This window comes from Massilia sp. S19_KUP03_FR1 (genome assembly GCF_036688685.1).
Taxonomy (GTDB): domain Bacteria; phylum Pseudomonadota; class Gammaproteobacteria; order Burkholderiales; family Burkholderiaceae_D; genus JALYUM01.
In genome coordinates this window covers 361,933-368,740 of sequence record NZ_JAQQPS010000001.1, presented here as the reverse complement: position 1 = coordinate 368,740, position 6,808 = coordinate 361,933, and the positions used below count along the sequence as shown (strand labels likewise).

General features: G+C 61.2%; 6 protein-coding genes and 1 other RNA gene. 1 reads left to right on the top strand and 6 read right to left on the bottom strand.

Annotation, left to right across the window (positions count from 1 at the left end; all coding sequences use genetic code 11):
* From dnaX to ubiD, 3 genes are all read right to left on the bottom strand, one after another.
* The coding region (gene dnaX, locus V6M87_RS01665) for a DNA polymerase III subunit gamma/tau (protein WP_332847976.1) at positions 1-1,204 on the bottom strand (1,204 nt) is incomplete at its 3' end.
* Between the two features lie 160 nt (positions 1,205-1,364).
* Positions 1,365-1,463: signal recognition particle sRNA small type (gene ffs, locus V6M87_RS01660), an RNA gene on the bottom strand.
* Positions 1,464-1,527: 64 nt separating this feature from the next.
* Positions 1,528-3,012 carry a 4-hydroxy-3-polyprenylbenzoate decarboxylase gene (ubiD, locus tag V6M87_RS01655; protein WP_332847975.1) on the bottom strand — a complete coding sequence of 495 codons (1,485 nt, stop codon included), beginning with the start codon at positions 3,010-3,012 and terminating at the stop codon, positions 1,528-1,530.
* A 592-nt stretch (positions 3,013-3,604) separates the two neighbouring features.
* Between ubiD and V6M87_RS01650 the strand changes: the two genes are divergently transcribed.
* Entirely contained in the window at positions 3,605-4,390 is a 786-nt protein-coding gene (locus tag V6M87_RS01650; RefSeq protein ID WP_332847974.1) for a lytic transglycosylase domain-containing protein, read from the top strand.
* A gap of 112 nt (positions 4,391-4,502) precedes the next feature.
* Here the strand turns inward: V6M87_RS01650 and nusB are convergent, their stop codons facing one another.
* The 3 genes from nusB to ribBA are packed head-to-tail and all read right to left on the bottom strand — an operon-like array spanning position 4,503 to position 6,641.
* The gene (gene nusB / locus V6M87_RS01645; protein WP_332847973.1) at positions 4,503-4,976 is read right to left on the bottom strand and encodes a transcription antitermination factor NusB; all 474 of its coding nucleotides are present in this window, start codon (positions 4,974-4,976) and stop codon (positions 4,503-4,505) included.
* 14 nt (positions 4,977-4,990) lie between these two features.
* Complete coding sequence (gene ribH, locus V6M87_RS01640; RefSeq protein ID WP_332847972.1) at positions 4,991-5,470, bottom strand: 6,7-dimethyl-8-ribityllumazine synthase; 480 nt, start codon at positions 5,468-5,470, stop codon at positions 4,991-4,993.
* Between the two features lie 55 nt (positions 5,471-5,525).
* The gene (ribBA, locus tag V6M87_RS01635; protein ID WP_332847971.1) at positions 5,526-6,641 is read right to left on the bottom strand and encodes a bifunctional 3,4-dihydroxy-2-butanone-4-phosphate synthase/GTP cyclohydrolase II; all 1,116 of its coding nucleotides are present in this window, start codon (positions 6,639-6,641) and stop codon (positions 5,526-5,528) included.
* Between the last annotated feature and the right edge of the window lie 167 nt (positions 6,642-6,808).

The window sequence follows — 6,808 nt, the reverse complement described above, 5'->3', positions numbered from 1 at the left end:
GTGTGGCAGCTGCGGACGCGGACGCCGCAGCGGGACGCGTCGCCGCGACTGGCGCCGGCCGAACCGCAAGCGGCGCGGCGACCTGCGCCGGTTCCGCCCCGCCCTGCCCCGGACGGAACGCCAGCATGCGCAGCAAGGTCATCGTAAAACCTGCGTACTCGTCCGGCGCCAGGCCCATTTCATTGCGGCCATGCACGGCAATCTGGTAATACAGCTGCACTTCCTGGGCGTCGAAGGCCTGCGCCAGGCGCAGGATGTCGGCCAGTTCGGGCAAGTCCTGCGGCACGGCGGCCGGCACCGTCTGCGCCAGCGCAACCCGGTGCAGCAAGGTACCGAGGTCCTGCAGCGCGCCGTTGTACGACAGGCTGCGGCTGGCCATTTCGTCGGCCACCGCCATCAGGTCGGCGCCATCCTGTTGCGCCAGCGCGTCGAGCAGGCGCACCAGATAGGTCTGGTCGAGCGCGCCCAGCATGCCCTGCACCGCGTCAAGGGTGACCGCGCCGGCGGCGTAAGCGATGGCCTGGTCGGTCAGCGACAGTGCGTCGCGCATCGAACCGTGCGCACCCTGGGCCAGCAGGCGCAGCGCCGGCACCTCGAATGCGACCTCTTCCTGCCCAAGGATGTTTTCGAGGTGGCCGATGATGTGACCGGGCGGCATCTGCTTCAGGTTGAACTGCAGGCAGCGCGACAGCACCGTGACCGGAATTTTTTGCGGGTCGGTGGTGGCCAGAATGAATTTGACGTGTTCCGGCGGCTCTTCCAGCGTTTTCAGCATCGAGTTGAACGCGTGGTTGGTGAGCATGTGCACCTCATCGATCATGTAGACCTTGAAGCGTGCATTGCTCGGCGCGTACACCGCCTGCTCCAGCAACTGCGCCATTTCGTCGACGCCGCGGTTCGATGCCGCATCCATCTCGATGTAGTCGACGAAGCGACCGGCATCGATGGCAGTGCAAGCTTCGCAGACGCCGCACGGGGTGGCGGTGATGCCGCCGTTGCCGTCCGGGCCGATGCAATTGAGCGACTTGGCCAGGATGCGCGACAGCGTGGTCTTGCCCACCCCGCGCGTGCCCGTGAACAGGTAGGCGTGGTGCAGGCGGCCGGTGGTCAGCGCATGCGTGAGCGCGCGCACGACGTGCTCCTGACCAACCAGGGTGTCGAAGTTCTTGGGACGATATTTGCGGGCGAGGACTTGATAGGACATGCTGCGATTTTACCGCAGATGGGCACAGCTGAGGACAATCAGCGGTCGCGCCGGGTGAGAAGCACGCGTGCACAAAGCGCGCGCGCACCACGAGCCGCCGGGCGGGCGGATGTCATCACAATGGGGGGATGTAAAACGAGAGAACTGAACGGTAGATCAAAGAGGCGAGCCTGATCTGCGGCACTTGCGGTGAACGGCCGTGGCTGCTTCGTTCCCGACCTGACCAGGTTAGCCATGCCACAATGCGCAGGGGCCCGCCAGATCGCATTATAACCGACCACGGGGCGGTGTGGGAAGTTTGCCATTCCCACACCCGCCAGGCCTTAGATGCCGAGTTCCTGCCACATCGCATCGACCTTCTGTTTCACTTCCGGTGACATCGCGATCGTCGTGCCCCACTCCCGATTGGTTTCACCAGGCCACTTGTTGGTGGCGTCGATCCCCATTTTGCTACCGAGCCCACTGACCGGCGATGCAAAGTCGAGATAGTCGATCGGCGTGTTCTCCACCATGACCGTGTCGCGCAGCGGATCGACGCGCGTCGTCAGGGCCCAGATCACCTCTTTCCAGTCGCGGATATTGACGTCTTCGTCGACCACCACGATGAACTTCGTATACATGAACTGGCGCAGGAAACTCCACACCCCGAACATGACGCGCTTGGCGTGGCCGGCGTACTGCTTCTTCATCTGCACCACGGCCATGCGGTAACTACACCCTTCCGGCGGCAAATAGAAATCGGTGATTTCGCTGAACTGCTTTTGCAGCAGCGGAATGAAGACTTCATTGAGCGCCACGCCCAGCACGGCCGGCTCGTCCGGCGGTTTGCCCGTATAAGTCGAGTGGTAAATCGGGTTGCGCCGCATGGTGATGCGGTCGATGGTGAACACCGGAAAACTGTCCTGTTCATTGTAGTAACCGGTGTGGTCGCCATACGGACCCTCGAGCGCGTGCTCGTAGCCGCTCGGGTGATTCGGGTCCGCATAGATATGGCCTTCCAGCACGATCTCGCTGGACGCCGGCACCCGCAATTCACTGCCGATGGCTTTGGTTAATACGGTACGCTGACCGCGCAGCAAGCCGGCGAACTGGTATTCGGACAGGCTGTCCGGCACCGGCGTCACTGCGCCCAGGATGGTGGCCGGGTCGGTACCCAGGGCCACGGCGATCGGATACGGTTTGCCCTTGGTAGCAATCGCGTGTTCGCGGAAGTCGAGCGCGCCGCCGCGGTGTGCCAGCCAGCGCATGATGACTTTATTTGGCCCCAGCACCTGCTGGCGGTACACGCCCAGGTTCTGGCGCTTCTTGTTCGGCCCCTTGGTAATGACCAGGCCCCAGGTAATGAGCGGCGCAACGTCGCCCGGCCAGCAATGCTGGATCGGCAGCCTGGCCAGGTCGACGTCGGCGCCCTCCCAGACGATCTCCTGGCACGGCGCACCCTTGATTTCCTTCGGCGACATGTCCCACACGGCCTTGACGAGCGAGCCCATGTCCATCATGTCCTTGAAACCTTTCGGCGGCTCCGGCTCTTTCAGGCGCGCCAGTACGTGGCCGATCTTGCGCAGTTCGCTGACGTCGTTGGCGCCCATGCCGAGCGCCACGCGGCGCGGCGTGCCGAACAGATTGCCCAACACCGGGATCGTGTGACCGGTCGGATGTTCAAACAAAAGTGCCGGTCCGGCGGCCCGTAAAGTGCGGTCGCAGATCTCCGTCATCTCCAAATGGGGTGAAACGGGCACCGAAATGCGCTTCAATTCGCCCATTTCTTGCAACTTTGACATGAAATCACGTAAATCTGAATAGTTCATCGGTTTTTTATTCGTTTTTTTCGCACCCGTCCAGTTGTTTAACTAGCTACGCCAAGTGCTTGATTTATTAAGGGTTTGCTGCGCTGCAGCAAGGTTCGTTAGACATAAAAGTAATAACAATCAATCGTGTTAGTATTGACTCGGTATATATCACCTACTAGAATCCGTTCTACTTGATGAGCCGGCAAACTTGTATCGACCCTACGTTGTCGATTTTAGCCGGTCTCATACATTCACGGGGTCGGGGCCCCACATGACATTTTAAGGAGTGTTTCCCAAGGCGTCTGCCTTACCTCCCCGAGACAGTTGCAATGCCACACGCTTGACCCGCAACCGGGAACACAGCGCGCTGTAGCAAGCAATGACGGCGCAGGTCCACCGCACGGCGGTGACCGGCGATATTTCTGATGCACGGCAGGAGAACGATCCGCGACGCTTTTTGCGCCGCGTTGAGACCGCTTTCGCCGCGACAAAGGGGACAACGATGTCAAATCGTTCCATCGGCTCGGACGCAACGTCCGGCCTCATCAAGGCTAGCCAGCCTGCCGCACGGGCGCTTTTGCGCAATACCGTCGGTACTTCGGCACGAAGCATGAACAGTACGACCAGAAACGCCACGCAGCAACGTCTGACGCTTCTGGGTGTTTCCTCGATTGCCCTGGTGGCGCTGCTGTATGCGCGTCCAGGGGTCGACAGCCCGGTTGCCAGCACGCCGCTGGTGCAAACCGCGCAAACCGTTAGCGCACCGGTGCAAGTCGCCGCTGCCGCGCCACAGGCTGTTCCAGCACCCGTGGCCAAGCCGGACAGCCACCGCCAGCAGCAGGCGGTGACGTCGTGGCTGTCGAAACGCTACCGTGTTGCCGGCGATGCCGCCAACATGCTCGTATCGACCGCCTACGTGACGGCAAAAGACATCAAGCTCGACCCGCTGCTGATCCTGGCCGTGATGGCGATCGAATCGGGCCTGAACCCGTTCGCCGAAAGCCCGGTCGGCGCCAAGGGCCTGATGCAAGTCATGGCCAGTGTCCACCATGCCAAGTTTCAGGCAATGGGCGGTCCGCAGATGGCCTTGAATCCGGCGGCCAACATCCGTGTCGGCTCGCAGATTCTCAAGGAATATGTGGCGCGTGGCGGATCGGTCGAAGCTGGCCTCAAAACCTATGTCGGCGCCGGCGCCTTCGACAACGACGCGGGCTACGGCTCGCGCGTGCTGGCCGAGTTTCAAAAGCTCAAAATGGTTGCCAGCGGCAAGAACGTGCCGACCTTCAATCGCCCTGCAGCGCCAGCAGTCGTCCAGAAAGCTGCGCCGCGCCAGGAAGTTGCACCAGTGATGGCACCACCAAGCACCGCGAGTGACGAAGCGATCGCAGGTCTGTAATACCAGTTAAGTAAGTGAAGCCGCCCGCGCGATAAGCGAAGGGCGGCTTTTTTACGTCAAGGCGAAAAAAAAGCCACCGTTTCCGGTGGCCCTCTATATATATGTAGCGCGCTTACGAACGGCGCTTGTCGCCCGCTACTTCATCGGGACGCAGCCGCGTCGCCAGCTTGTCGAGCACGCCGTTAACATACTTGTGCCCGTCGATCCCGCCAAACGACTTGGTCAGTTCCACCGCTTCGTTGATCACGACGCGGTAGGGAATATCCAGGTTGTTTTTCAGCTCGAACGCGCCGATCAGCAGCACGCCGTGCTCGATCGGCGACAGTTCGGCAACCGTGCGGTCGATCAGCGGGGCGAACGACTCGCGCAGGGCCACGCAGTCGCGGATGCTGCCGTACAGCAGCGCAGCGAAATGCTCGCCGTCGGCCTTGTCGAAACCGTGCGCGGCGCGGATGTTGTTGACGACCGTGGTGGCATCTTCATTGTTCAGCAGCCACTGATACAGGCCCTGCAGCGCGAATTCACGCGCGCGGTGACGCGGCGTGCGGTTCTTGCTGGGGTTAGCGTGGGTAATGTTATCGCTCATATCTTCAATTTCTCTTATTCTTCGTCGGCTTGCAGCTCGTCGAGCGCGATCAGCAAATTGGCCATTTCCACGGCCACGCGCGCCGCATCGGCGCCCTTTTCCAGCATGCGTGCTTCAGCCTGCTCGTCGTTCTCGGTGGTGAGAATGGCGTTGGCGATTGGCATGCCATAGTCGAGGCCGATGCGCGTGATGCCGGCACCCGATTCGTTCGACACCAGTTCGAAGTGGTAGGTTTCACCGCGAATCACGGCGCCCAAGGCGATCAGCGCGTCGAACTGCTCGGTTTCAGCCATTTTTTGCAGCGTCACCGGGATTTCCAGCGCACCCGGCACGGTCACGTGCAGGATGTCTTCATCGGCCACGCCCAGGTTTTTCAGCTCTGCGAGGCAGGACGACAGCAAGCCGTGGCCCACGTCCGCGTTGAAACGCGCCTGGACGATGCCGATACGCAGGCCGGCGCCGGCAAAATTGCTCTCATAAGTTCCTACTGTCATGACTGCCTTCTTTCTTCAAGATTATTTCGTGTGTGTATATATATGTAGGGCGACGTTACGCCAACGCGGGACTGGCGCGATAACCTGTGACTTCCAGGTCGAAACCGATCATCGACGGCATCTTGCGCGGGCTGGCCAGCAATTGCATCTTGCCGACGCCCAGGTCCTTCAAAATCTGCGCGCCAATGCCATAGGTGCGCAAGTCCATGCTCGCTGCGCGCCCGGTCGGGCGGGTGCCGCAGGCGTCGAGCGCGGCGAACTGGGCAAAAAGTTCGCTGGCTGTCTCGCCGCAATTGAGCAGCACGGCCACGCCGCGCTCCGTCGCCTTGATGGCGGCCAGCGCCGCATCGAGCGTCCATGAGTGGGTGGTGGCGCGCGACTCGAGCAGGTCGAGGATCGACACCGGCTGGTGCACACGCACCAGCGTTTCGGTATCGCGCGCAATGTCGCCATGGACCAGCGCGAGGTGGGCCGAACCGCTCGGCTTGTCGCGGAACGCGATCAGGCGGAACTCGCCGTACGCGGTGCTCATCTGGCGCTCGGCCACGCGCTCGACCATGTTTTCGTTCTGGCTGCGGTAGTGGATCAGGTCGGCAATGGTGCCGATTTTCAGATTGTGTTCTTTGGCAAACACCATCAGGTCCGGCAGGCGCGCCATGGTGCCGTCGTCGTTCATGATCTCGCAGATGACCGACGACGGCGTCAAACCGGCCATGGCGGTCAGGTCGCAACCGGCTTCGGTGTGTCCCGCGCGCATCAGCACGCCGCCATTTTCAGCGCGTACCGGGAAGATATGGCCCGGTTGGACGATATCGGCAGCTTTGGTGTGCTTGTCGACGGCAACGGCGATGGTGCGGGCGCGGTCGGCCGCGGAGATGCCGGTGGTGACGCCTTCGGCCGCTTCGATCGAGACGGTGAAATTGGTGCCGAACGAGGTGCCATTCTTGGCCGTCATCATGGTCAGCTCGAGCTGCTCGCAACGCTCGGCCGTGAGGGTCAGGCACACCAGGCCGCGCGCGTAGCGGGCCATGAAGTTGATCGCTTCCGGCGTCACGAAATCCGATGCAAGCATCAGGTCGCCTTCGTTTTCGCGGTCTTCGTCATCGACCAAAACGACCATCCGGCCTGCGCGTAATTCTGCAACGATTTCCTGGGTGCTGGAGATGGACATAGGGAGTTCCGTAAATGCTGGGGAGAAATGCTTAATCCGCTATTTTAAAGGATTTATGGGGTTTTAACCGGGCCGATGACCGCTTCCCACGCACGAACACCAAGGCTGCGCACACGCCACCGCAACTAAATTTGATTTAGCCCAATAATTTCACTAATTCAATGAAC